22 protein-coding genes, 1 pseudogene and 1 riboswitch are annotated in these 20885 nt (G+C 40.5%); of the genes and pseudogenes, 12 read left to right on the top strand and 11 right to left on the bottom strand.

Annotated features, from left to right (window positions below; translation table 11 throughout):
* Positions 1-154 precede the first annotated feature (154 nt).
* From FOF60_RS14735 to yhfH, 3 genes are all read right to left on the bottom strand, one after another.
* Positions 155-403 carry a transcriptional regulator SplA domain-containing protein gene (locus FOF60_RS14735; protein WP_192471714.1) on the bottom strand — a complete coding sequence of 83 codons (249 nt, stop codon included), beginning with the start codon at positions 401-403 and terminating at the stop codon, positions 155-157.
* Between the two features lie 61 nt (positions 404-464).
* The gene (locus tag FOF60_RS14730) at positions 465-635 is read right to left on the bottom strand and encodes a hypothetical protein (RefSeq protein ID WP_192471715.1); all 171 of its coding nucleotides are present in this window, start codon (positions 633-635) and stop codon (positions 465-467) included.
* An 844-nt stretch (positions 636-1479) separates the two neighbouring features.
* Complete coding sequence (gene yhfH / locus FOF60_RS14725; protein WP_023613959.1) at positions 1480-1611, bottom strand: protein YhfH; 132 nt, start codon at positions 1609-1611, stop codon at positions 1480-1482.
* Positions 1612-1956: 345 nt separating this feature from the next.
* On the opposite strand from yhfH, the pseudogene FOF60_RS14720 reads away from it, so the two are divergent.
* From FOF60_RS14720 to FOF60_RS14710, 3 genes and pseudogenes are all read left to right on the top strand, one after another.
* Positions 1957-4115: pseudogene (locus tag FOF60_RS14720) on the top strand (PAS domain S-box protein).
* A 200-nt stretch (positions 4116-4315) separates the two neighbouring features.
* Positions 4316-6376, top strand: coding sequence for a formate dehydrogenase subunit alpha (gene fdhF / locus FOF60_RS14715; RefSeq protein WP_264647569.1), 2061 nt, complete (start codon positions 4316-4318; stop codon positions 6374-6376).
* A gap of 374 nt (positions 6377-6750) precedes the next feature.
* A complete protein-coding gene (locus FOF60_RS14710; RefSeq protein ID WP_192471718.1) occupies positions 6751-7518 on the top strand; it encodes a 3D domain-containing protein in 768 nt (255 codons plus the stop codon).
* Between the two features lie 90 nt (positions 7519-7608).
* On the opposite strand, the gene FOF60_RS14705 is transcribed toward FOF60_RS14710, so the two are convergent.
* Complete coding sequence (locus tag FOF60_RS14705; protein WP_192471719.1) at positions 7609-8388, bottom strand: hypothetical protein; 780 nt, start codon at positions 8386-8388, stop codon at positions 7609-7611.
* Between the two features lie 200 nt (positions 8389-8588).
* Between FOF60_RS14705 and FOF60_RS14700 the strand changes: the two genes are divergently transcribed.
* Together FOF60_RS14700 and FOF60_RS14695 are read left to right on the top strand one after the other, a co-directional pair.
* Positions 8589-9296, top strand: a complete 708-nt coding sequence (locus tag FOF60_RS14700; protein WP_319801585.1) for a TraR/DksA C4-type zinc finger protein — start codon at positions 8589-8591, stop codon at positions 9294-9296.
* Between the two features lie 130 nt (positions 9297-9426).
* Positions 9427-10287, top strand: coding sequence for a YihY/virulence factor BrkB family protein (locus tag FOF60_RS14695; protein WP_192471721.1), 861 nt, complete (start codon positions 9427-9429; stop codon positions 10285-10287).
* 122 nt (positions 10288-10409) lie between these two features.
* Here FOF60_RS14695 and FOF60_RS14690 read toward each other — a convergent pair whose 3' ends face one another.
* The gene (locus FOF60_RS14690; protein ID WP_192471722.1) at positions 10410-10661 is read right to left on the bottom strand and encodes a sigma-G-dependent sporulation-specific acid-soluble spore protein CsgA; all 252 of its coding nucleotides are present in this window, start codon (positions 10659-10661) and stop codon (positions 10410-10412) included.
* A 3-nt stretch (positions 10662-10664) separates the two neighbouring features.
* The gene (locus FOF60_RS14685) at positions 10665-10865 is read right to left on the bottom strand and encodes a hypothetical protein (protein WP_192471723.1); all 201 of its coding nucleotides are present in this window, start codon (positions 10863-10865) and stop codon (positions 10665-10667) included.
* Between the two features lie 145 nt (positions 10866-11010).
* On the opposite strand from FOF60_RS14685, the gene FOF60_RS14680 reads away from it, so the two are divergent.
* The 4 genes from FOF60_RS14680 (at position 11011) to FOF60_RS14665 (ending at position 14466) form a co-directional block, all read left to right on the top strand.
* Positions 11011-12144, top strand: a complete 1134-nt coding sequence (locus FOF60_RS14680) for a zinc-dependent alcohol dehydrogenase (protein WP_192471724.1) — start codon at positions 11011-11013, stop codon at positions 12142-12144.
* 143 nt (positions 12145-12287) lie between these two features.
* Positions 12288-12887, top strand: a complete 600-nt coding sequence (locus FOF60_RS14675) for a class I SAM-dependent methyltransferase (RefSeq protein ID WP_192471725.1) — start codon at positions 12288-12290, stop codon at positions 12885-12887.
* Between the two features lie 65 nt (positions 12888-12952).
* Positions 12953-13381, top strand: coding sequence for a ferritin-like domain-containing protein (locus tag FOF60_RS14670; protein ID WP_192471726.1), 429 nt, complete (start codon positions 12953-12955; stop codon positions 13379-13381).
* Between the two features lie 206 nt (positions 13382-13587).
* Positions 13588-14466, top strand: coding sequence for a c-type cytochrome (locus tag FOF60_RS14665; RefSeq protein WP_264647568.1), 879 nt, complete (start codon positions 13588-13590; stop codon positions 14464-14466).
* Positions 14467-14791: 325 nt separating this feature from the next.
* On the opposite strand, the gene FOF60_RS14660 is transcribed toward FOF60_RS14665, so the two are convergent.
* From FOF60_RS14660 to FOF60_RS14645, 4 genes are read right to left on the bottom strand one after another with little or no spacing between them, the layout of a single operon-like run.
* Entirely contained in the window at positions 14792-15571 is a 780-nt protein-coding gene (locus FOF60_RS14660) for an energy-coupling factor transporter transmembrane component T family protein (RefSeq protein WP_192471728.1), read from the bottom strand.
* Positions 15558-17234 (bottom strand): ABC transporter ATP-binding protein, encoded by a 1677-nt coding sequence (locus FOF60_RS14655; protein ID WP_192471729.1) that lies wholly within the window; start codon positions 17232-17234, stop codon positions 15558-15560. Before FOF60_RS14655 ends, FOF60_RS14660 begins: the two co-directional genes overlap by 14 nt.
* Entirely contained in the window at positions 17218-17814 is a 597-nt protein-coding gene (locus FOF60_RS14650) for an ECF transporter S component (protein ID WP_192471730.1), read from the bottom strand. Before FOF60_RS14650 ends, FOF60_RS14655 begins: the two co-directional genes overlap by 17 nt.
* Positions 17814-18416 (bottom strand): YkoF family thiamine/hydroxymethylpyrimidine-binding protein, encoded by a 603-nt coding sequence (locus tag FOF60_RS14645; protein WP_192471731.1) that lies wholly within the window; start codon positions 18414-18416, stop codon positions 17814-17816. Before FOF60_RS14645 ends, FOF60_RS14650 begins: the two co-directional genes overlap by 1 nt.
* A 103-nt stretch (positions 18417-18519) precedes the next feature.
* Positions 18520-18618: riboswitch (TPP riboswitch) on the bottom strand.
* 608 nt (positions 18619-19226) lie between these two features.
* Between FOF60_RS14645 and FOF60_RS14640 the strand changes: the two genes are divergently transcribed.
* Both FOF60_RS14640 and FOF60_RS14635 read left to right on the top strand, forming a co-directional pair.
* On the top strand, positions 19227-19415 hold the full coding sequence (locus tag FOF60_RS14640; protein ID WP_192471732.1) for a hypothetical protein: 189 nt from the start codon (positions 19227-19229) through the stop codon (positions 19413-19415).
* Positions 19416-19589: 174 nt separating this feature from the next.
* Entirely contained in the window at positions 19590-19832 is a 243-nt protein-coding gene (locus tag FOF60_RS14635; protein ID WP_192471733.1) for a hypothetical protein, read from the top strand.
* Between the two features lie 69 nt (positions 19833-19901).
* On the opposite strand, the gene FOF60_RS14630 is transcribed toward FOF60_RS14635, so the two are convergent.
* On the bottom strand, positions 19902-20057 hold the full coding sequence (locus FOF60_RS14630; RefSeq protein WP_192471734.1) for a hypothetical protein: 156 nt from the start codon (positions 20055-20057) through the stop codon (positions 19902-19904).
* A gap of 180 nt (positions 20058-20237) precedes the next feature.
* Between FOF60_RS14630 and FOF60_RS14625 the strand changes: the two genes are divergently transcribed.
* Positions 20238-20669, top strand: coding sequence for a hypothetical protein (locus tag FOF60_RS14625; protein WP_192471735.1), 432 nt, complete (start codon positions 20238-20240; stop codon positions 20667-20669).
* Positions 20670-20885: the final 216 nt, after the last annotated feature.

The following is a 20885-nucleotide window of genomic DNA, read 5'->3' as shown; positions in this document are numbered from 1 at the left end:
TTAGGTAGACAAATCCTCCTTCGAGTGCAGAGCCAATGACGAGCTTAGAAGATGCTGTTAAACCCTCATCTTCATCCCTCCTAGTTGGAATTGGCTTGCGTAATTAAATTTACCCGTTGAAAAGCGGTTAAAACCTTAAATAGAAGGCTGATGGCTAAGATTGATACGGATCCATTGCATTAAGATATGCATTTTCGGCTGCCTCTTGCGTAGCAAAGAGAGCATCATCATCTTCAATTACATGCAGGGTTTCATTTAGGAATAGGGCAAACGCGTTAGGATCCTTAGGATGCTGGACAATTTCACCTGCTTTAATGTTAGATACAGATGGTACGTGCGGGTTACGGTAGATAACGAAAACTTCATCACCAAATTTTAAGTTTTTCGGATCGATTACATCCAATTGAATACCCCTTTCGTTGAGTCTATAAATGGATATGTTTTACCTATTCAAGTTTGTGGTTTTATAAATTTTCATTTTGCTGTTTTATTTCATCGCCCGTCAGAATGATATTTCCCGCTTCAAAATCTCTGTGCTCGTCAACTGATCCGCCGGGCACATAGCGCTGATTTGGAGTATATGTCGAGCTGAGTAAATCTTTATCCCTTTTTAAATCATCTTTATGAATGTCCATTTTCTCACCCCCTGATAAGGTTAGTTTTTGTTTTGAGATTGTGGATATACTGGGAAAATTAATTATGTGATTATTATGGAAAGGACACTAATCTGTCACAAATGAAAGGGTTTACATTCAGATAAGGTGGTATAATAAAAGTGTAGAAAGAAAGGGATTAACATCTTAGGAGGCTCAACCAATTGTGTTCGTTCCGTAGTGAACGAAAAGTGGTTATTCCTAAAGTGTTTGAAGCTAATCTTCAAAAAGTCAGTATCACCAGCTAATGGGAAAGGACCTATTCACGAGTTAACCGAAAAATTTATTGACCTTCCGATGGTTCAATTCAAAAGGGAAAAAGCAGAATTCCTGCCTATTAGTAAATGTACGCTGGAAAGAAGCTTTTTACCAACAGAGTATCAATTTTGATACTTGGAAATGTGCCAGCTAATAGGGAAGTTAACAAATTACAAGGTGAAACAGTCATTAGGAGAATACTCCCCTCAAAGCAGCTGCCATTCAAATGGAGTGGTCAGTAGGGATGCATGACCTAATTGGAGAAAAGACGAAAACACACTAGCGAATAATGAGTCTCTCGGTGATTATACCGAAAAATGTGTTTGTAAAAGGGACGTCATAAAAACAGGGAAACCTTTTTTAAAAGACACCCTTAATGCGGAACAAGCACACATCGGCTATAGTAAGAGGATCATACAACTCAATAGTTCCAAAAATGTTTTGGGCTGATGCTGGTTGGGTCTCCTAAGATGTTAAAAAAGAAGCTCGCATATGAGCTTCTTTTTTCTTTGCAGTTTTTCTGGTTAGATGTAAAAGGCACCTTTCAGCTTAAAGGTGCCTAGCCATATTACTCCTCTTTCTTCGATAAACAACGATCGCATTCCATTAGATATGATTCTGCTTGTTCATGCATTCCCTCACCACATTCAGGGCACACCTTTTTTGGTAAATTACGAAAAAATTCAACCGGACTCATCATATAAAACTCCTCCTTTTATAGTACAATTTATATTTTACTTAACCTGTTATAGTACAGTATAAACATAATTCGAAAAATTGTGTAGCTTTTTTTATAAAAAATTAAAAAATAGGTGTTTGTTCATAAAAACAAATTGGGGTATTAGTTAATAAGAGGGGAATCTACTTCTAAATAATTGGATTTATGTACCCATCATGCAGATGGCAAAAAGGTGTTTTACCAAAAAAACCAATAGTCAATAGATAAAAGTGACAACATTATTACATTTTATTTAATAAACCCTTTTAATCTTTTCCGTTTTAACATACAATCGAAATGAAACTTTAAATGGGGAATGATGCCTAAATGGATAATCCGGAATTATCCTTTAATCCAATACTACTGCTAGTAGCCATCTTATTGACAGTCATGTCATCTTATACAGCACTTGATTTATTCAGTCTTATCAAGTCTTCTGATCGTAATAAACGATTTCTTTTTTTAGGTGGGACTTTTTCACTTGGCATAGGGGTTTGGGTGATGAATTTCTTTGGAATGCTTGCTCTGAATCTCAACGGCACTGTCTCTTACCGTATTTCAATAACGGTCTTATCGATAATCTTGGTTATTTCTTTCACTGCAATGGCGTTCTATACAATGACTGGCAAGACAGTGAAAAAGAGCAATTTGATTGCAGGAAGTTTGTTCATGATGCTTGCAGTCCTGGTGGTCCATATCCTGGGAATGTACTCAATGAAATTGGATTTCAGTTATGAGCCATCCATTTTAGTGATTGCCCTCCTCCTTGTATTCGGATCATTCTATTTTTCCTTTTGGATGCTTTTCTTTTCGAAAAGTTTCACTCAAGGAGATCATGGATGGATTAAACCACTAAGCGCTCTTGTCGTTACTGCTGCGATTGTTGAAGGTCATTTTCTTCTAACAAGAGCTTCCTCGATTAATTTGAGGGACGGGGTCGTAGAACAGACTGGAATCCCAGAGTCGTTAATCAGTTATTTAATTGTTTTTATCTCTGTGCTCATCCTTGCTGGTTTAATCGGTTCAAGTGCGTTGATCAGCAAAAGGCTGGCAGTTTCAGATACAAACTTAAAAGATATTACAGATGCTCTTAATTCATCGGCGATTGTTGCCATTACTGACCCTAAAGGTAATATCACCTATGTTAATGAAAAGTTTATTGAGATTTCAGGTTACAGTGAAGGAGAACTATTAGGTCAAAATCACTCGATCTTGAATTCTGGATTTCATGCTAAAGAATTTTTCAAGAATATGTGGAAAACGATTGGTTCCGGTGAGGTTTGGAAGGGTGAAATCCGAAATAAGAAGAAGGATGGTTCTTATTATTGGGTTGATACCACGATTGTTCCATTCCTGAATAGCAAAGGCAAGCCATATCAATATGTCTCGATTCGTTCTGATATAACTCAAAGAAAGCAGGCAGAGGCGAGCCTGAAAGAAACACTGAAAGAGGTCAGTGATATCAATTTTGCCCTCGACCAATCCTCTATCGTTGCTTTTACTGACGAAAAGGGAATTATCAAAAGTGTGAACGATAAATTCTGTGAGATCTCTAAATACAGTAGGGAAGAATTGATTGGCAATGACCACAGCATATTGAATTCTGGATTACATTCCAAAGAGTTCTTTAAAAACCTGTGGAAAACCATTGGTTCAGGTCAGGTTTGGAAAGGCGATATCCGAAACAGGGCAAGGATGGTTCATTTTATTGGGTGGCTACCACGATTGTCCCTTTCTTGAATGAAAATGGGAAGCCATATCAGTATCTTGCAATACGTAATGATATCACAGAGAAGAAAAAGTCAGAGGAATTGCTTCACCGCCAGGATAAGCTTGCTGCTGTTGGCCAGCTGGCGGCTGGTGTTGCCCATGAAATCAGAAATCCGCTGACATCGATGAAAGGATATGCAGAATTCCTGCAGCTTGACGAAACAGACCCGCAACGCCAGGAATTTATTGAAATCATCCTTGATGAAATTGACAGAGTCAATAATATTGTTGAAGAGTTCATGGTACTTGCAAAACCTAAGGCTGTGGAGCTAGAGGAACAGAATATCATACCGATTGTCCAAAATGTGGTTTCTATGCTGAAATTCGAAGCACGAAAAAGGAATGTCAAACTGGATTTTGATGCCACTGAGGAAATTATCCAGATTGAATGTGATGAAAACCGATTGAAGCAAGTATTCTTGAATTTTATAAAAAACGGAATCGAAGCAATGCCTGACGGCGGAGATTTAAAGGTAAAAACCGAAATACAGGATGACAATGTCGTCATTTCCATCAAAGATACCGGTGTTGGAATACCTCCAGAAACTTTGAAGAAAATTGGTGAACCGTTTTATACAACCAAGAAAAATGGAAATGGACTCGGCTTGATGGTCAGCTTCAAGATTATTGAAAGCCACAACGGCAAAGTCTATATCGAGAGCGAACAAAACAAAGGAACAACATTCAAGATCATGCTTCCGGCAAAAATTGCATAGTATACATTACAAAAATAAGGCAGGGGTTAACTCCTGCCTTATTTTTTTATGATTAACAACATCCCGTCTAGCTATCAGAATTTGTCGATAAATTGTCAGAAATATGACAAAAAATATGATGAATATTTCCACATTGCAACGAGAATTTAGACTACTATGAAACTAAGGGAAAAATTAAATAGAATACCGGAGGGGAAGCTATGTCATTGATTAGCCAGGTAAAGACGGTCTGTGGTTATTGTGGAACAGGATGCGGTTTAATATTGGATGTAGAAAATAATAAAATAGTGAAAATCAGAGGCGATAAAGACGCACCTGTAAATAAAGGACAAACATGTATAAAAGGAGCTTTTGCCTATCAATATGTACATGCTCCGAAAAGATTGAATACACCTATGATCCGGAAAGCAGGAGAGCTGGTAAAGGCTACCTGGGAGGAAGCGTATGATTACATAGCAGGCCGATTGACAGGAATTAAGGCGGATTTTGGTCCCGAGGCGATTTCGATGTTTGCTTGCGCACGGACTACCAATGAATCGAACTACGTTACCCAGAAGTTTATGAGGACTGCAATCGGAAGCAACAATATTGATGGCTGTAACCGAACCTGACACGCTCCTAGTGTTGCCGGTCTGGCGACTGTTTTTGGAAGCGGTTTCCCAACAAACACATTGGAAGATATAGATGATGCCGAAGTGCTTTTACTTATGGGTTCCAATACGACTGAAGCACATCCGATCATAGGAAATAGAATGAAAAAAGCTGCCAAGGGCGGTCTTAAGATCATCGTCATTGACCCAAGAAGAATCGATATGGTCAAGTCAGCACATAAACATCTGCAAATTAACGTTGGAACAGATATTGCGCTGATCAACGGGATGATCCGGATTATTATAAAAGAAAAGCTGTATGACCAAGGATTCATTGGCAGGCATACTGAGGATTTTGATGTATTGCTGTCAAAGGTTGAACGCTATACACCAGAATATTCAGCAGAAATCACCGGGTTAGCGCCAACAGATATCATTGAGGTTGCTCACCTGTATGCAAAGGCCAGCAGGTCGATGATTGCATACACACTCGGCATTACCGAACATCACTGTGGAGTGAATAATGTGTTTGATATTGCGAACCTTGCTTTACTGACTGGCCAGATTGGCAAAAAAGGTTCAGGCATCATGCCTTTAAGGGGTCAGAATAATGTCCAGGGAGCGGGGGACATGGGATGCCTGCCGAACCAGCTTACTGGTGCTGTCAGCCTATTGGATGACGAATATCGTGACCGTTTCGAGAAATTATGGAATATTAAAATCAGCAAAAAAGTTGGTGACACCCAGACGAGGACCTTCGATAAGATTGATACAGGTGAAATTAAAGCCTTGTATTGTATAGGAGAAAATCCGTTGGTCGCAGACGTTCATATGAACCATACCAGAAGTCTATTGGAAAAACTCGATTTACTCATCGTCCAGGATATTTTTATGACAGAAACGGCCGAGATGGCAGATGTCGTACTGCCTGCCAAGTCATGGGGCGAAGTTGACGGGACATACACCAATACAGACAGGAGAGTCCAGCGTGTACGCACTGCGGTCACTGCCCAGTCTGGAGTGAAAGAAGACTGGGAGATATTGTGTGAACTTTCGACGAAAATGGGTTACCCGATGAGTTATCAATCAAGCGAAGAAATTTGGAATGAAGTGAGGGAACTTGCTTGGGAGATGTATGGGGGCATATCATATGAACGTCTTGAAAAAGAGTATGGAATCCACTACCCTTGTCCTGATGAGGCTCATCCAGGCACGAAAGTCCTTCACGAAAGGTTCCATGGTGAAAGTGAAAATAAAAAACGATCCAGTTTTGTACCAGTTGAATTCACACCGCCTTTAGAACAGCCAGATGAGCACTTTCCTTTTACCCTGACAACGGGCAGACGGTATGAGTCCTACAATACTCATACACAAACACGGCACTACGCAGCAGGGGTGAAAATTAAACAGACAGAGGAAACCCTGGATATTCATCCTGAAGATGCACTTCGCCTCCATATCAATGATGGAGATCTCGTCAGGGTGAGTTCACGACGAGGTACGCTTGACGTAAAAGCAAAAATAACTGCTCAGGTTGTTCCTGGACTCGTGTTCATGAGTTTCCACTGGTCCGAGGTTCCGACAAATGTACTTACCCTGAATGAATATGACCCAATTTCAGGGACAGCAGAATTCAAGGCTTGTGCCGTGAAAATTGAAACAATCGCATAGAAGAATAAAAAAGCTAAAATCCCGCTCAGGAGATTTTAGCTTTTTTTGCATGTCAAAATAAGACAATCAATTTCTTGTTCGTGATTTGATTTGCTAAAGTTTAATGTCATGAAAAGCGAAAAATTTTAAAAGGGTAAGCCTGAGAGATCTAGAAAAATATGGATTCAGAAGAAAAGAATAGAATAATTTTCAAATCAATTAGAAATTATTCCTACGAAAGTTTTATTTTAACTGAATATTCTGTAAATATGACATGTTCTCGTTATAATTCTGTTATTCTCGTAATCCAATTTAAATATGCTTGTTCTTTTTGTACCGATATTCTATGTTACGATAATTCACGTGATAAAAATTAGCCGATGGGAGGCAAACAAATGAAAAAGTCATTATTATCTTTGGTTGCAGCAGCGGCAATTTCTGGAGCTGCCGGCACACAAGCACAGGCAGAGGAAATCGTCGTACATAAGGGGGATACACTTTGGGGTATTTCGAAGGAATACGGCGTAACAGTAGATTCACTAAAAAAATGGAATAACTTAACGAGTAATGTCATTCATCCAAATGACTTGCTAGAAGTTTCTCCTATTAAGCATGCACAAGTAAGAAAAGGAGATACACTTTGGAGTATTGCCAAAGCTTATGGTGTAACAGTAAATGATCTAAAAGGTTGGAATAAATTATCATCAGACCTTATTCATCCGGGGATGAGCCTGGCAGTTTATACAAATATGCCAGCTGAGATGAAGGTGGAGAAAACTGCAAAACCAGCAGCAACTCCAGCAGCAACACCAGCAGCAGCGCCTGCTAATCAAGTAACAGCACAACCAGCTGCAGCAAAGCCAGCAGCAGCGACAAACCAGATTACCGTTGAAGCAACGGCTTATACAGCAAATTGTACAGGATGCTCTGGAATTACAAAGACAGGTGTGAACCTGAAAACTAATCCAAATGCAAAAGTCATTGCTGTCGATCCAACTGTTATTCCTCTTGGATCTAAGGTATATGTTGAAGGCTATGGCTATGCCACTGCCGAAGATATTGGCGGAGCCATCAAAGGAAACCGCATTGATGTATTTATCCCTACTCAAAGCGGGGCCCTTCAATGGGGAAGAAAGCAAGTGAAATTGACGATTTTGGACTAACCGTGTTTTGAAAAGCATTGGCAAATTGCCAATGCTTTTTTTTGCTTGATAACAAGCTTGTCGATGCTGACCAAGGCCCTTACGCTTTTATTATTTTTCCTGTTTTGCTTTTGTTTTAAACGTTTTACCTTTGATAATTTTCTTTTGAGTGATATTGGGCATGATAAGACTTAAGAAAAATTGTGTGAATTTGGAGTATTGTTCTTCAACTTTTTCAATGATTGCGTTTGCTTTTGTCGATAAAGACGTCTTGATTTCACCTAGCTGATCATTAATTGTTTCACCAACGGCATCCTGCTTTCCGAGTCGTTCCATGATTGTTTCATGAAAAATCCCCTGCAAATCGGCATGTTTTGCCAGCATATCCTGCAGTTCTTCCTGTTTTTGAGCCTGAATGACCAAAGCTTTCGTAACATCTTCGTATTCGAGAAGCTTGCGGTTCAAATCCTGTATCATTGATTGCTGATGGGCCAGCTGATCTAAGATTGCCTCGCTTGTCAGCTCTCGGTTCAAAAGGGCTTTCGAAAATTGTTCGTTCATCTCTTCAAGTTTAATCAGTTTATCATCGATTTCCGTTGTGGATTCCTTCTGCTCCGAGAAGTTTTCCATGACCTTTTCCGAAATATTTTCCTGTTTAGTGAGAAACGAAACCACTTCCTGAAATTGTGAAAATTGTTCTTGTCTGTTATGCTCCAATGTTTGATCGAATTTTGTTACGCTTCCTGTCAAATCTTTATTGAGCTTTTGCTGCTCATTAAGGATTTCTTGTAAATAATTGAGGTGGAATTTCTCCTGGTTGCTCTGTACCTTGAGATCATCGATGTTGCAATAAACCTGTGGAGAAACATATCCATTAACAAATAAAGGCATAGGCATCACTCCTGATTATAAGTTGTCATATATACTATGACTTGTGCCGCAATAATGGTACTTGCGGCGAAGATAACACTTATTACCTTTTATTAAATGGGGCAGATTGCAGCAAGCTAATAAAAACTGCACTAAGAAAGGAGCAGCTGATATGCTAACAAAAGGCCAGCTGTCGGCATTCAAGGCAGAGCTTCTCAAAAATAAAAAAAAATCTCGAATCCCACCTTGACGCAAATGACCATTTTGATCTAAGAAGTGGACATGCCCATGAGTCTACAGGAGAGCTTTCGAGCTATGATAACCATCCAGGGGATGAAGGAACTGAGTTATATGAACGGGAGAAAGATATTGCACTGAATGATCATGTAGAATATCAAATCCAGAGTATAGATAAAGCCATACAGGCCATTGAGAAAGGAAGTTATGGAAAGTGTGAGGCTTGCGGGCGAGAGATTCCATATGAGCGACTTCAAGCCGTACCAGAAACGACCTTTTGTATTGAACACACCCCTGAACGCACCGTTTCCCATAATCGACCTATAGAAGAAGGGGTGCTGATGCCGCCTTTCGGAAAATTTGATCTGGATAACAAGGATGAAAATGTCTCTTATGACGCAGAAGATTCTTGGCAAGAGGTTTCGAGCTGGGGAACTTCAGAAACTCCATCTGATTTTATGACGCCACAGAATCATTATAACGACGTCTATATTGAGTCAGAAGAGAATGTAGGTTATGTTGAGGATTTCGAGAATTTTGTAGGCAACGATATCTCCGGCAAGGAAATCACCGTTTACCCAAATAAACAGCATGAGAAATACGAAAATGAGCTGGATGAAGAGGGGATTATGACCTCCTTTGGCGACCTTCCCCCTTACGAACACGACCCATACGTAGAGGACGATAAGTAATTCGATGAAAAAGACCAGAAATGGTCTTTTTTGTCTGCGTTGCTTTCCAGGATTTTTTTATCATGATTAAAACCTCTCTTGGGGGGGAAAAGACAAGCATAATTAAATGTCCATGAGAGGTGAGTCATAATTGAAAGAGAAACTTAAGCACTATGGCAAAAGCCTGCTGGGGGAATTGAAAAAAGACCGGGCAACGGGTTTGGCTGCTCAACAGGCGTATTATTACATGCTAGCGCTGTTCCCATTGCTGATCCTGTTGATAGCGATTGTTCCTTACTTGAATATCGATCCCCAGAAAGCTATAAATGTTGTAAATACATTATTGCCCTCGCAATCAGCCGAATTATTAAGAGATAATGTTGTCCAACTGGTAAGCGAACGAAACGGTGGCCTGCTTACTTTTGGTATCATAGGTACGTTATGGTCAGCATCGAGCGGCATGAATGCATTCATAAAAGCAATGAATATTGCGTTTGATGTAAAGGAAACGAGGTCATTCATTAAAGCAAGGCTTGTTTCGATTATGCTGACGTTCGGTTTGATCCTGGCGTTTGTAGTGGCGCTGCTCTTGCCGGTATTCGGTAAAGTGATTTTGGATACAGTAGAATCGATCGTCCAGATCCCAGAGCCTTTAGATATTGTGTTCAACATTGTAAGATGGGTTGTCGCGATTGTGGTTATGGCCGGAGTTTTGGCAGGCTTATATCGAGTAGCTCCAAATAAACATTATCCATTCAAGCATGTAATTCCAGGTGCGATATTCGCGACAATTGTTTGGCAGCTGATTTCATTGGGATTTTCTTTTTACGTTAGCAATTTCGGAAACTATTCAGCCACATATGGAAGCATCGGCGGGGTAATCGTCTTGATGCTCTGGCTGTTCCTGACAGGGCTTGCCCTTGTGCTTGGAGGAGAAATCAATGCGATTTACCACAGGGACAAGACAGGTGAAGAGCCAGTCGAAGAGCATGCAGCTTCAGTAAATAGTTAAGGGGTTCGTAGTTTGAAGAAAGTGTAAATTTACAAAAAAGAACATAGTAAAAAACAGCAGATTAAACTTCTGCTGTTTTTTGCAGCTTAAAATGAAAAAAAGCGGCAATAAAATTCTGTTGTTCAATAGAGTAACTCGTATACTTCATTTAATTGCTGTGCGCGTTTATCGTCCATTTCATTTTTTGCATACTCAATGGCTTCAGGGAGAATTTTGTTCAAAAACTCTATTTCTTCGGCAGTCAGGTCTTTGACAAATTCACCTTCAGACGGGTAATGGCCCTGTTCTAATCGATTATAGATTTTTTTGCTAAGAGGATATGTCTCTGTGTAATTGGATATGATTTCACGTAGATAAGCCTGTGTTTTTTCCATCGTCTACTCCTTAAAGTACTCTTTGAATTTTTCGGAATCAGTCATTTGATCATTTTGGAAATAGGGATTCTCCTCAGTTGCATCACTAGGATCCAGATTTGTTTTGATCACCAGCTGTGGTCCTTTGGCAGGTTCAGCGATAACTCGGTCAGTCATTTCCTTAAAATCAGGCAGTTTTTTATTTCCGGGCTGTTTAGGTTCCATTTTTCAACACCTCCATTTTATAACTTGCATTATTGAGGAGTAATTTATGTACAAAGTTAATTATTGGAAAGCTTTCCATAAGTGTTTTCTCTGATAACTTGCAGGGAAACATAAAATGTACTTAATAGGAATGGGGTGGAGAATTATGAAAGCAGTGACTTACCAAGGTTCAAAGGATGTACAAGTAAAAAATGTAGAAGCTCCAAAAATTGAACATGAACAGGATATGATTGTGAAAATTACCTCCACGGCAATTTGCGGATCAGATCTGCACCTTTATCAGGGCAATATGCCTCTTCGCCCAGGCTACATTATCGGACATGAGCCAATGGGAGTCGTCGAAGAAGTGGGCCCTGGAGTGAAAAATCTGAAAAAGGGAGATCGAGTGGTCATTCCTTTCAACGTTTCATGTGGTGAGTGTTTTTACTGCCAGAATCAGATGGAAAGTCAGTGTGATAACACCAATGAGTACAAGGATACGGGGGCGTATTTCGGATACACCGAACAATACGGCAACCATCCTGGTGGACAGGCAGAATACTTAAAGGTGCCGTATGCTGATTTCACATCATTTGTCGTACCTGAATCATGTGAATTAGAGGATGAGTCACTATTATTCCTGTCCGATGTTATCCCAACTGCATGGTGGAGCGTAGAGCATGCTGGTGTAAAAAAGGGCGATACAGTAATTGTACTTGGCAGCGGGCCGATTGGATTGATGACGCAGAAATTCGCCTGGATGAAAGGGGCGAAACGTGTCATCGCTGTCGATCACCTCGACTACAGACTGCTGCATGCCAAAAAAACCAACAATGTAGAAATCTTTGATTTTACACAGGAAGATGACCCGGGGAAATTCCTGCAAAACTTGACTGATGGCGGAGCGGACGTGGTAATTGATTGTGTGGGAATGGACGGAAAGAAATCTGTCGTGGAAAAAGTGGAACAAAAACTGAAGCTGCAGGGAGGAACACTTTCCGCGCTGGAAATCGCCCATACAGCAGTAAGAAAATTCGGAACTGTGCAAATTACGGGTGTCTATGGCTTAAGATACAATATGTTCCCGCTTGGCCGTTTCTTTGAACGCAATATTACGATGAAGATGGGGCAGGCTCCAGTTATTCATTACATGCCAAAACTATTTGATATGGTCTCAAACGGAGAATTCGACCCAACTGACATCATCACTCACAAGATTCCGCTTGAAGATGCGGCAAAAGGGTATGAGATGTTCAATGATCGAAAAGACGACTGTATCAAGGTAATTTTGAAGCCTTAAGTTACATGGGTGTGCATAACCAAAGTTCAATAGAAGCAAGTTAAACCTTGAAGTTATATAGAAAGGTCCTGGATTAAGCAATAGCTATTCCAGGGCCTTTTTGATTATAATGATGAAAACGGTAATAGTTAGGAGAACTAATTTTGGGTAAAATTTTTGCTTTTTCTTATGATAAACTCATGGGACCACTTGAGAAGAAATGGATCGCGAGAGTCAGGAAAAAAATTATTTCTGGTATAGAAGGAAATGTCCTTGAAATTGGTGCAGGTACAGGAGCGAATTTTCCTTACTATTCCAGGGAGAATATTGAAAGTGTGGTATCACTGGAGCCCAATCCTCATATGCTTGACCAGGCAATTCTTAGGGCAAAGGAAACAGGATTGCCAGTAGAGTTCCATCAGGGGATGGCAGAGGCGCTTCCATTCAATGATGGCGAGTTTGACACTGTTGTAGCCACGCTTGTTCTTTGTTCCGTAAGTGAGCCTCAAAAGGTTTTTCAGGAAGTGCGTAGAGTGTGTAAAAAAGGCGGGAAAATTGTCCTTTTTGAGCATGTCAGAACAGAATCAAAAGCGCTTGCTGCCATACAGGATGTCCTGACACCCGCGTGGAAACGTCTGTGTGATGGCTGCCACTTAAATCGTGATACTGGTCGCTTTATGAGGGAATCTGGAATCAAAGTGATCAAAGAAAAGAAGTATTTAAAGGGTATTTTTGTTGAGTATGAGGGGCTTAATCCGGAATAAATGGACCAAAGCACACCCTTCACTCCTCTCCATACACTGATACAAAGAATTTGGGGAGGATTGACATGTATCCATATTATGACCATTACAGACAGAACCAAAAGCTTGTCAGTGACCTGTTGAAAGCTATAAATGGAGAATACAGTGCAACACAATGTTACGCTAAGCTTGCAGAAATGGCGCCGAATGAGGAGCAGAGGGACCAAATCAATGAAATCCTGAATGATGAAAAAAAGCATTTGCGGCAGTTTACTCAGATTTATACAACACTGACAGGGAAGCGGCCGCCGCTGCAGATGACTGAAGAATGTAGTGACACATATCTAGAAGGAATCGAAGCATCCTTTAAAGATGAACAAAAAACAACTGATTTTTATCATGAAGTAGCAGATGAAGCGGCAGACCCGATCGTAAAAGAGGTTTTCAGGCGTGCAGCTTATGATGAGCAGAACCACGCCGTGTGGTTTTTATATTATTTAGAAATAGAAAAGTAGGAGCTGGAGAAAACCCAGCTCCTTTTTCCTATTCTTATAGTTTTCACTATTTCTACATATTTAATATAAAAATAGTAGTGTTATCTATACTATAATGGGTATAGGGAAATTGGATAGCAACTTGAATAATCTACATAAGGAGGAAATTATTATGAAAAACAGTCTTGCTATTATTATTGGATTTTTAATCGTAGGATCATTATTTGTTGGCTGGAAAATTAGCCAGGACCTGGGGCCGGCTGAAAACAGCAACAGCGCCTCAGCCGCAAACTGAGAGTGCAAGCAAAGAAATTGAATTCAACCCGCCAAGCATGGAGGATGTACCCGATGGTCCTCTTGGTGAAAGTATTAAATATGGACATGAGCTAGTCATGGAAACGAATACAGTGGCCGATGAGTACGTAGGCAATAATCTCTCATGTGCAAGCTGCCACGCAAATGGAGGTACAGTGAAAGAAGAAGCCCCGATGGTCGGGCTTTCTGCAGTCTATCCAGAATACAGGCCGCGCGAAGGTGAGGTTTACACTCTGGAAGATCGTATCAATGGATGTATGATTCGAAGCATGAATGGAAAGATGTTCCCGACTGACAGCAAAGAAATGCGCGCGATGATTGCTTATTTGCAATACATGTCAGAAGGGGTCCCTGCTGGAGCAGATCTTCCTTGGAGAGCGCCTAAAGAGCCGAAGCAATATCCAGTCCCTAGTGTTGAGGACGGAGAAAAGCTTTACGCACAATCTTGTGCAAGCTGCCATGCTGCTGATGGATCTGGTACTGGAACAAATACAGGACCTGCCGTATGGGGAGAAAATTCTTTCAACGACGGTGCAGGTATGTCAAGAATGACCAAAATGGCGGGATACGTTCAGAAGAACATGCCTAAAGGACAGGGAGGAACTTTAACTGATCAGCAAGCAATTGATTTGGCAGCATTTATCCTGTCGCATGATCGACCAGAATTCGAAGGGCATGAGGGCGACTGGCCGAAAGGCGGGAGACCTGCAGACATCATGGATAAAGAAAAACGTGAGCAAGTCAAAAACGGTACAATTGATTGGGAAGCAGTACTCTCGGTAAAAAATTAAGACTAGCAGAAACCCAGCACCTGCATTTGCAGGAGCTGGGTTTTATTATAGGATTAGAAAGTATAAAGTTTTTCACATAGATTAGTGTCTAGCTCCAGCGCCTAGCCCCTCGAGTCGCTTGTCTAGTTTCGCCTCCTAGAAACTCCGAAACTTCAACTCCGCCGGCAGAAGCAAAAAGCGCTTCTTTGTCGGAGTCTCCAGTTTCTGCGTTTCTGGGCAGTCGGCTACACATTTAGATTTCGGTCCGTCCAATGAAGTCAAAGATCGACTTCACCGGCCGGCCCTCCAGCGCTTGTCGGGGCTGAACAAGGCGCTTGCGCTTTTCTTATAATTCGCCTTTATACAATGAAAGGTAGCCAAGCTGGTGTGAGGTAAAAGCGCTCACGACAACAACGCTGATCAGTAAACATAACAACAACCAATCCTTTTTAGATATGGAGATTACTTTATAAAATTCTCGGTTTCTATCTCCAGTAAAACCTTTTGACTCCATTGCAACAGCTGTTCTTTCTGCTTTTCTGATCCCGCTTGCCAGCAGGGGGATTGCATACCTCTTGATTTGCTTTAGCTTATCCCGGAGAGTTATAGTTCTGCCTGCTCCTCGAATTCGATGGGCACTTCTGATAATACTGAACTCATCTTTTATTAAGGGGAGAAATTGATAACCCGCCATGATGGAATAGGCAATCTTGGGAGAAAGCCTGCATTGCTGCATCAAGCTAAGCAAAAAGTTAATCGGATTTGTCGTAAGGGCAAATAAGAGTGAAAGGGAAGCGAAACTCAATACTCTTAATCCAAGGGATATGCTTCTTTGGAATCCCTCCGCAGTAATGGTGATGAACCTCCATTCCCAGATGATACTGTCTCCAGGATCTACTCTCGGAAACAATAATGATGACCAGACATAGACAATCGCCATAAAGAGAAAAGGAGAGAATAACAGGATCCACTTTTTAAAACTTACCTGTGCAAAACTAAATGTGATCACTATGGTCAATACGAGACTTAACAAGGGCGTGACTGGATCGAAAAATATCGAAAGCAGCAAGATGCTGACGAGAATGCTCAGGGCCTTTATGCTAGGGTTCATCTCATTTAACAGCATATTTCCCCTCCAGCTGCATTTCTAATTCTTTGATGAATGGCAGTCTTAAACTTGCTTTTGCCAAAATTCCAGGTTGATTCCACAGCATTCCTGGAGCCCCGTAAAATATCATTTTTCCTTTTTCCATTACTAATACTTTGTCTGCGTAACGATCAACTAAATCCATATCATGTGTAATCATAATAATGCTTCCTGTCTCAGGTACCGCATTGACCGTAAAATCGATTATTTCCTTTGACGTGACAGCATCCTGTCCAAAAGTTGGTTCGTCCATAATCAGAACCTCCTGACCGTTCACCAGCATGACAGCCACACTCAGTCGCCTTTTTTGTCCCTGGCTCAATGAGAATGGGTGACTGTTAACGTGGTCAGCCATGCGAAGGGTTCTCAAAATATCTCTATTCTTATATCTTTGAGCCGTATGCTCTTTCGATTGAAGACTGTAATTTATTTCTTCCATCACGGAATCAGTAATAAATTGATGCTCAGGATTTTGAAACACATATCCGAGCCTGCTCCACTTTTGTTCCTCAGGCCAGTCTTCTAAAGAGTGACCTTGAAATTTTATGTCACCTCGTGATGGAATCAACCCGGCCAAACATTTTGAAAAAGTAGTCTTCCCGGATCCGTTTGAACCGGCTATTGCAATAATTTCACCACCATTAATCGATATAGAAATATCCTCGATTAATACATGATTCTCTTTCGAATAACTGACATCCTTCACTTCGAAAATGGCTGGAGAAGGATTCGGTTTTTGCTCGCGGCCATCCGTTTTTAAGAAATTCACTGTTTTCCCTAAATCTATACTATTTTCAATCAGTTCATCAATCGTCATAGGCAGGAAGGAGGACATTAGCAATCCAGCCTCCCGAAGCTTCAACCCTGCGTCAATAGAGCGGGGTAACCAAATCCCTTCACTTGCCAGTTCTTTTGCAAAATGATTAAAACAAACATCAGGCGGACCATTAAAAAACAGTTCACCCGCAGAATTCAATATGATGCAGCGATCCATCACTTCGAGCCAATGATCCAGGTTATGCTCGATAACTAGGATGCTAAACGAGTGCTCATTCTTTAATCTTTTTAACGTTTGGACCAATTCGAACCCTGAGGCGGGGTCCAGATTGGCAGTAGGTTCATCAAGTATTAATAACTCAGGTTCCATTGCCAGTGCACATGCAATCGCAAGCTTTTGCTTTTGCCCGCCAGAGAGTGAGTGGATCAGCCTGTGTTTAAAGTGCCTTATGTCTACTAAGTCTAGGGCATAATCTATTCTTTCTTTCATTTCCGATCTAGGAAATTGAATATTCTCTAAAACAAAAGCTAATTCTTCCTCGACAGTCAGCATGCAAAACTGAGAATCAGGATCCTGCATGACCAACCCGACTTTTTGATTTATCTTTCCGGACTCGAAGGAGGATAATTCCTTTCCTCTGAATTTTATGCTGCCGCTCATTATTCCATCAACAGACGCTGGATATAGATTATTCATACAGTATGCGAGTGTGCTCTTACCTGAACCGCTTGGACCCAGTACAAGAATGTTCTCATTTTCATTAATATCAAAAGTGATATTCTTTAAAATATCATCCTGATCCTCCTCAAATCGGAACGTTACGTTTGACACTTCAAGAAATGGAAGACTAGGCTGAGATATCATTGTTCTGCTTTGCCTTTCTGGCTTCCTTTCCAAGCGGGAAGCTATTCAACGCTCCTGTTTTAGCGAGGCTGTCGCTTATGTATTTACCTAGAAGACCCGCTAAGATTGCACCGCTAATAAGCCTGACGACAAACATGGCTGTTACATAACCAGGTGATAGAGCGGAGAAGCCGCCTAAAAAATAGCCCCATGCGAAGCTGGTGAGGGAAGACCCCATTCCTGCTGCTACAAGAACCCATGTAGAATAGTTCTTCCATTTGGTTGCCGCAAATGCGGCTTCTGCACCCAGTCCCTGGATAATACCGGCCAGGATCAGACGCGGACCAATAGCATTTCCAAGCATGACCTCGATTGTTGCTGCGATTGTTTCTGATAACACCGCTGCTCCAGGCTTCCTGATGATGTAGGCAGCTATGATGGAAACGATGAACCAGATCCCGAAGATCAAGTCATAGCCGATTAGTCCGAACATGCCTACAAGCACATTGCCGAGCTGTAAGAACAGGAGGTAGATTACGCCAAAAACAACTGCCAATACGGATAAAACTACAACCTCTCGAAGTTTCCAGTTTGCGAGCATTATCGTCCCTCCTTACGGGAAGGGCTGTTGGCGGACATGGTCACCGTCATAACAATATGTGAAGAATCACTGTTCCTGGCACCATCAAAAGCGTTTTCCATCCCGGTAAAAACCTTATTGGCGTCGCCGTCCAATCTTGAAGCATAATGAACTCCTCCGCTAAAGACTCCTTGTTGATCAACCGTTTTTATTTGATCCATGATTACATTCATATATCCGGGGATTCCCAAAGGATAGAGAGCAAACTGGGCTGCGACCTCCTGGTTGATTTTTTGAGAACGCTCCTCATTCATTAAATATGAATCTTCCGCCATAAAAGCATCCCCTGCACTGTCACCAGGACATCCATTTGAAAACGTGGCATTCAGGACCACATGACCTCCACCGATTGAAGCGTTCAGGAATATCGCTTTAACTACATCAAAAACATGTTCAGAACGTCCCCGGACACATGTGCTGACATCATCTGTCTTCATCCATACCTTTGATGTATCAACTTCCTTCAATGCAGAGAGAATAATGTCCACAAACCTGTCTGACATTGGGGAAATCGTAAACGTGGCCCCTGTAATCTCACTTGTACCGCAAAAAATTTCATTCATACCATTACATCTCCTTTGTTCACTTGATAAAAAACAAAAAACTGCATCCAGCGTGGTGGATGCAGTTGAATTCTATCGTCAGATAAAAAAAGAGATATAACGAAGAGCTTCGCCTGCACTTCCCCACGCTGGTATTATCCAGATCGGGTAATAAGGGTCAGAACAAAGTTCTTCTCAGCCAAAAGCTCCCCTAGTGCAAAAACCTATGCAGTTGTTGTTTTCAAAATCATCTTAATGTAAATAGGCTGTATTGTAAATGGCTAATTTTAAAAATTTGTATCATTCCGAATGGTTTCCAAAAACTTTTCTTTGGCAATAGCTCCCCAGAGTACCGAGGTCCATATTCAGCAACAGTTCCATTTCGCCTAGATCTTTTTTCGAAACGACAGGGTCACTTAAAGACCATTTAACAGTATAAACGAAATAGTAATCTTTGATTTGGCGAAATATAACGACCGAGTTTGGAAAAACGTCAAACTGCGCTTTAATATTATATCTCTTTGTGTAGGACCAATTTGTAAGCTTCATAGAAAATCTCCATGTCATTCAAATTTTAATAGGGCAACTGGGAAAAGCTCAAACAGTCATGTAACCCTAAATAATTCCCTCGTTAAAAACAAATCTTGATATAAATTACCCTGGAAGAGGATAGGAAAAACAACATAGTGTTGTAAGGTGATAGATTATGTTAAAATAAAGGGCGTTGCGGCTTAGTTAGCGACATATATCTACATACTATCAAACTGCTAGCAAATTGATGAATTGTATTTTTTTACATAGAATTAAAGGATTTGGAGGGAAATCTGTTCCATGAATGAGGCCCAGAGAATTCAATTGAATGTGAGAGTATCGAAGGAAACATCTGATAAACTAGATGAGATTGTCGAATATTATCAAGAGAATACAAAAATCGGCAGGATATACAAAGGCGATGTATTAACAGATATAATAGAAAAATCATATGAAATCATGCAAAAGCAAAAGAAGTTGAATAGATAAATCGGACTGAGTTCAAATATTAATTGTCCATGAAAAAAGATGTATGGGTAAATTAGACTATGCCAAATTGTCAAGGTTCAAATATGGCGAATTAGTGAACAAAACAGTTGCGTTAATCAATAATTAGTCGTATTATTTAAATAATCTGATAATACGATAAGGTGGTTTTTGATTATGATGCGAATGGCAATTGCAGGTGTAGCCGGCTTTGTCCTTGTGTTCATTGAGTCATATATTGTAATGGTATTCAAACAGTATGAGACGATTGAGTTCGGGGGGATGGCCCCGTTTGTCAGTGTCTGGTCGATGAACTTTTTCCTCGTTTTCTCGATCCTGACTCATATTAAATTTTGGTATGAAGAAAGAGAAGCACAGCGGGAAGAAGATGCAGCGGAAAGGGACCGGTTCATTAGTTAAAGCACTTTATGTAAATGTTTGCGTTACTGACCCTAAATAGGAAGAGAAAGGCGATTTGCCTTTCTCTTTTTATTTTGCTTTATTTTGATCTGTATCGATGCTGTCTCGTTCAGCCTCTTCAGCTGCTATCCTTAATTCCTGAAAAAATAACTGGTCATTGCAAACCATACTATGCTGTTCATTTTCCTCATTGAAATGTTTATGGTTATTTTGTTTTTGCTCCATTTTCTCATCCTCCTGCCTTTGTTTAGTACTGTGTATATTACTTCTTCCCTTATCAGAAAGATTCATGCCTCGGGTACCGTCGTTGTAAGTATTTACTAACGATTTTAAATCATGCAAAACGGATTCATTAACTTTCGCTTACAGTGGGAAACTATCTCTACTTTACTAATGGAGGGAAGCGTGGATATAGTGAAATCTGTTTACCAATTTGATGATGACCAGCAGTTTCTTAAAATTGATTTTCTGTTGGGAAGTGAACAATCTTCCTGGCGTACTTATGTTTTTGGTGAGAATTGGAATGATATCATCAGTTCTGCATCGGTCCTTTCCGAAACTATGGCCGACAGTATTGAATATGCTTTTGAAATCCTTGGCATCCGTGGCAGAATTGCAATCCTGGAAGCACCCAAACCTGGAGATTCACTAACAGAAGTAATTGATGTTTCTTTATTCCATCTGCAGGCATTGCTTTTTGCTTCAGCAATCATTGTTGTTGGAGATTATGGTGAACTAGAGAATTTTGGTTTTATAAAAGAAAAGTCAACCAATGGAAAGACACTGTATATTCTTTCCTCTGATGAAGCAGGAAATGATGCTTGCCGCTTTTTATAGTGAATATACTCAAAGCCTTTACCTTAATCAGGTAGGGCTTTTATTTTTGTCCAATATGTTAGACCCGAGCATACTCACGGCACAATAAGTGAAAAACGTAAAAATTCAGACTTGTTCTTAAGTTCTTGTTGGAGTAAAAAAATTATCTTAAAATGATGGATCTTTATTCCTTTTTGGTTCCAGTTACAAAGCAAGTTTCAAAAAACTCTATTAAAA

The sequence above is a fragment of the Mesobacillus jeotgali genome, assembly GCF_014856545.2.
Classification (GTDB): Bacteria; Bacillota; Bacilli; order Bacillales; family Cytobacillaceae; genus Mesobacillus.
Note: the sequence above shows the minus strand (reverse complement) of the source record. Positions and strands in the feature narration are given on the sequence as shown.

What these genes read in the sequence shown, in the direction of transcription:
- FOF60_RS14730 (WP_192471715.1), bottom strand. Translation starts at nt 635, where the DNA reads ATGGACATTCATAAAGATGATTTAAAAAGGGATAAAGATTTACTCAGC.
- yhfH (WP_023613959.1), bottom strand. Translation starts at nt 1,611, where the DNA reads ATGATGAGTCCGGTTGAATTTTTTCGTAATTTACCAAAAAAGGTGTGC.
- FOF60_RS14710 (WP_192471718.1), top strand. Translation starts at nt 6,751, where the DNA reads ATGAAAAAGTCATTATTATCTTTGGTTGCAGCAGCGGCAATTTCTGGA.
- FOF60_RS14705 (WP_192471719.1), bottom strand. Translation starts at nt 8,388, where the DNA reads ATGCCTTTATTTGTTAATGGATATGTTTCTCCACAGGTTTATTGCAAC.
- FOF60_RS14690 (WP_192471722.1), bottom strand. Translation starts at nt 10,661, where the DNA reads ATGGAAAAAACACAGGCTTATCTACGTGAAATCATATCCAATTACACA.
- FOF60_RS14685 (WP_192471723.1), bottom strand. Translation starts at nt 10,865, where the DNA reads ATGGAACCTAAACAGCCCGGAAATAAAAAACTGCCTGATTTTAAGGAA.
- FOF60_RS14680 (WP_192471724.1), top strand. Translation starts at nt 11,011, where the DNA reads ATGAAAGCAGTGACTTACCAAGGTTCAAAGGATGTACAAGTAAAAAAT.
- FOF60_RS14670 (WP_192471726.1), top strand. Translation starts at nt 12,953, where the DNA reads ATGTATCCATATTATGACCATTACAGACAGAACCAAAAGCTTGTCAGT.
- FOF60_RS14660 (WP_192471728.1), bottom strand. Translation starts at nt 15,571, where the DNA reads ATGCTGTTAAATGAGATGAACCCTAGCATAAAGGCCCTGAGCATTCTC.
- FOF60_RS14655 (WP_192471729.1), bottom strand. Translation starts at nt 17,234, where the DNA reads ATGATATCTCAGCCTAGTCTTCCATTTCTTGAAGTGTCAAACGTAACG.
- FOF60_RS14650 (WP_192471730.1), bottom strand. Translation starts at nt 17,814, where the DNA reads ATGCTCGCAAACTGGAAACTTCGAGAGGTTGTAGTTTTATCCGTATTG.
- FOF60_RS14645 (WP_192471731.1), bottom strand. Translation starts at nt 18,416, where the DNA reads ATGAATGAAATTTTTTGCGGTACAAGTGAGATTACAGGGGCCACGTTT.
- FOF60_RS14640 (WP_192471732.1), top strand. Translation starts at nt 19,227, where the DNA reads ATGAATGAGGCCCAGAGAATTCAATTGAATGTGAGAGTATCGAAGGAA.
- FOF60_RS14635 (WP_192471733.1), top strand. Translation starts at nt 19,590, where the DNA reads ATGATGCGAATGGCAATTGCAGGTGTAGCCGGCTTTGTCCTTGTGTTC.
- FOF60_RS14630 (WP_192471734.1), bottom strand. Translation starts at nt 20,057, where the DNA reads ATGGAGCAAAAACAAAATAACCATAAACATTTCAATGAGGAAAATGAA.